The organism is Mesorhizobium sp. M1A.F.Ca.IN.020.06.1.1 (assembly GCF_004023265.1).
Lineage (GTDB): Bacteria > Pseudomonadota > Alphaproteobacteria > Rhizobiales > Rhizobiaceae > Mesorhizobium.
Map to the genome: position 1 here is coordinate 1 of NZ_RZSR01000593.1, position 3788 is coordinate 3788.

Annotated in this window: 3 protein-coding genes and 1 pseudogene; 2 read left to right on the top strand and 2 right to left on the bottom strand. The window is 62.1% G+C overall.

Annotated features, from left to right (window positions below; all coding sequences use genetic code 11):
• The first annotated feature begins 22 nt into the window (after positions 1-22).
• On the top strand, positions 23-1663 hold the full coding sequence (locus EOA60_RS23020) for an ABC transporter substrate-binding protein (protein WP_095824762.1): 1641 nt from the start codon (positions 23-25) through the stop codon (positions 1661-1663).
• A gap of 17 nt (positions 1664-1680) precedes the next feature.
• Positions 1681-1908: pseudogene (locus tag EOA60_RS23025) on the top strand (hypothetical protein); the annotation flags it as partial.
• Positions 1909-1953: 45 nt separating this feature from the next.
• On the opposite strand, the gene EOA60_RS23030 reads toward EOA60_RS23025, so the two are convergent.
• Together EOA60_RS23030 and EOA60_RS23035 are read right to left on the bottom strand one after the other, a co-directional pair.
• Positions 1954-2736: a hypothetical protein gene (locus EOA60_RS23030; protein ID WP_095783213.1), complete on the bottom strand. Its 783-nt coding sequence runs from the start codon at positions 2734-2736 to the stop codon at positions 1954-1956.
• 253 nt (positions 2737-2989) lie between these two features.
• Positions 2990-3788: hypothetical protein (locus tag EOA60_RS23035; protein ID WP_245502598.1), on the bottom strand; the 799-nt coding region annotated here is incomplete at its 5' end.

Genomic DNA, 3788 nt, shown 5'->3' on the forward strand with positions numbered 1-3788 from the left:
ACCAACAATAGAGGGAACGACAATGAAATTCATGCTGACCGACAGAAAACTGCACCCGCGGGCAAAGCCGACCGCGGGTGATTTCAAGAAGGGCGCGATCAGCCGGCGCGAGTATCTGGCGCTTATGGCCGGCTTGGGCGTCAGCGCCGCCGGCGCGCTGGCGTTGGGTGGGCTTGCCCCCTCGCCTGCCCGCGCCGAGGAGCCGAAGCGCGGCGGGGTCCTGCGCGTCGCCATGAACGTGAAGGGCTTCAAGGATCCGCGCACTTTCGACGGCGTCGAGATGTCGAATGTGGCGCGTCACTGCAACGAATATCTGGTGCGCTGGAAAACCGACTTCACCTTCGAGCCCTGGCTGCTCGAAAACTGGGAGACCAGCGACGACGCCAAGACGATCACGCTTCACGTGCGCAAAGGCATCACCTGGTCGAACGGCGACACTTTCAACGCCGACGACGTGATCCACAACCTCAACCGCTGGTGCGATGCCTCGGTCGCCGGCAATTCGGTCGCCGCGCGCATGGGCGCGCTGGTCAACGCCGACACCAAGAAGCCGGTCGACGGCGGCATCCAGAAAGTCGACGACTACACCGTCAAGCTCAACCTGCCAAAGCCCGACATCTCGCTGATCGCCGGCATGGCCGACTATCCGGCGCTGATCATGCACCGCTCCTATGAAGGCGATGCCGATCCGAAGAAGGCTTTGGCCATCACCACCGGCCCGTGCGCGCTGGTGAGTTGGGACGCCGAGACCGGTGCGGAGGTGAAGCGCAAGGACAAGCCTTGGTGGAAGGGCGAGTTCTATCTCGACGGCATCAAGTGGGTCGACTACGGCTCCGATCCCAACGCCATGCTGTCGGCCTTCGAATCCGGCGAGATCGACACCGACCACGAGACCGCCTCGGACGCCGTGTCGCAGACCGAGCAGATGGGGCTCGAAAATTCCGAGATCGCGACCGGCTCGACCATCGTCGCCCGCTTCAATGTCGGCAACGCGCCCTATGACGACGTCAAGGTGCGCCGTGCCGCCCAGCTTGCCGTCGACAATGCGGCCGTGCTGAAGCTCGGCCTCGACGGCAGGGGCAAGCCCGCCGATAACCACCATGTCGGACCGATGCATCCCGAATTCGCCGATATCGGCCCGGCCAAGCGCGATGTCGACGCGGCGAAGAAGCTGTTGGCCGAATCCGGCAAGGCCGACCACGAATACGAGCTGATCTCGGTCGACGTCGAATGGCAAAAGAGCACCGCCGACGCGATCGCCGCCCAGATCCGCGAGGCCGGCCTCAAGATCAAGCGCACCGTGCTGCCGGCTGCCACCTTCTGGAACGACTGGAGCAAGTTCCCCTACTCCTGCACCGAATGGCTCGGCCGTCCGCTCGGCGTCCAGGTGCTGGCCCTGGCCTATAAATCAGGCGCGGCCTGGAACGAAAGCGCTTATTCGAACAAGGAGTTCGACGAGCTTCTCGATAAAGCACTTGCGACCCCGGATGCCGCCCAGCGCAAGGAGATCATGGCCAAGATCGAGCAGAATTTGCGCGACTCCGGCATCATCATCCAGCCCTACTGGCGCTCGGTCTACCGCACCTACCGCAAGGGCGTGCATGGCTGCGAGCAGCACCAGGCGCTCGAGCAGCATTTCGAGACGGTTTGGCTCGAGTCCTGATTCCTCCCAGGACCGATCGCGACGATCTGGGCCTCAGCGGCGCCGTGCAGCGCTGCGCCCAGCATCCGGACAATGTCTGGGCGCTACACGGGCTGGTCGAATGCCTGAAGCGGCGCCGCGAGAGCGAGGAGCTGCCGGGCTTGCAGGCGAAACTTGCTTTGGCGCTGACCAAGGCGGACGTGCCGATCACATCGTCATGCCTCTGCCGCACGAGCGTGCAGGCAGACCACTGCTGTTGTCGTTGAGACAGCGGGCGGCCGCCCTCAAAGTGGAAGGCGGCTGGGCCGTTGCTAAGAGAAGATTTTCGCCAATTCGTCGACGCTGGTGCCTTCCTTGACTTGGCGCAGTTCGACATAGCTGACCGCGGTGGCGACGGAGAGCACCATCGAGACGACGGCCTGCACCACGGCGGCGCCCAGTTCGGCGAGGATCCCGCCGAAGAGAAGCAGCACCACCAGGATCCCCCACTGGATGACCATCGCGATGATGACCAGGATGAGGAAGAGGCCGAACAGCGACCAGCGATTGCCTTTGGTCAGCGCTCGGCTGCGCGACATCGAGCCGAATACGCCCAACCGCTCCTGGATGAGAACGGGAACCGACATCGACCAGCCAAGCCACAGGATGATGCCGGGGACGATCAGCGCTATCATAGCAAGCGCTGAGCCGATGCCGACGAGCAGGCCGATCGCGAGCGTCGGCAACAGGAAGCGGATGGCAATCTGCACGCTGTCGCCGAAGGATGGCCGCCTTCCGTTCAGATCCTCGATCGTTGCCCGCACCAGCGACGACTGGAGCAGCAGCGTGAAGACGAAGGAAATCAATCCCGCGAGGATGCTGAGATAGGAGTTGCGCAGCATCGCGTTCGGATCCGCCATGGCACTCGGATCGCCATTCATCACCGCTTCCATCTGCGGTTGGGTCCATAACCTGATGAGCAGCGTCGGCAGGCCGGCAAACAAAAGCCCCAGCCCGACGCAGAGTCCTATGTTGCGCGTGATGACGGCAAAAGTGCTGTTGAACACCCTGCCGATTTCGAATCTGCCTGGTCGTCCCAATGTCGCAGTGGTCATGATAGCTTTCCCCCGAGCCGCTGCCGAATCCAATTCGGCAACTTCAAAGTAAATCTGCCAAGAACGGCGGGCCCCGTCCAGTGGACTTGCAATTGTTTCGGGTATTCCCGGTGTCAGCCAGAACCGCCGACTGCAGCAAAGCTCACGGTCGCGCTCTGATTTGAGGCCAGGAAGGCGATTTTGCAGGACAGGCAGGCTCTCAGCGGGGGCTGCCGCTCACCAGCACTTCGGCCGGCCTCGCCAGCATCCCAGACTACGAGAATATCTCCGCCAGTTCATCGACGCCGGTGCCTTCCTTGACCTGGCGCAGTTCGACATAGCTGACCGCGGCTGCGACGGAACCCACCATCGAGCCGATGCTCTGGACCATGGCGGCCACGACGGCGGCGACGATGCCATGGAATAGATAAACGACCACTCCGGTGATGGATTGCATCACAAGCCCCATGATGACCAGGATCACGAAAAGGCCAAACAGAGCCCAGCGGCTGCCTTTGGCCAGGGCGCGGCTGCGCGACATCGAGCCGAAGACGCCCAAGCGCTCCTGAATGAGCACCGGTATTGCCACCGACCAGCCGAGCCCGAGGATGATTCCGGGCACCAGCAAGGCAATCGAGGCCGCGCCCACGCCGAGCGCTACAAGCAGACCTATGGCGACCGTGGGCAACAGGAAGCGGATCGCTGTTGCGATGGAATCCCCGAAAGTCGGCTTCTTGCCGTTCATGTCCTCGATCGCCACCCGGACGAGGCTCGACTGCAACAGAACCGCAAAGGCGAGATAAAGTATTACAATGACCGCAGTTCCAATGATGAAGCCGAGCTTGTGGTTCGTGATAGCCGCGGCGAAATTCGCCGGATTTCCAGTATGGGAATTCAGACCCACGTGCTGGGTGACCAGTTGTGGCATAAGTTGGGTGACCAGTTGCGGTAGTCCTGAAAACAGCGCCGCAAGACCAACGCAGAGTACAATGTTACGACCGATCACGGAGAAAGTGTTGTTGAACACTCGGCCGATCTGAAAATTCTCCGGCCGTACCAACGCGGCTGAAGTC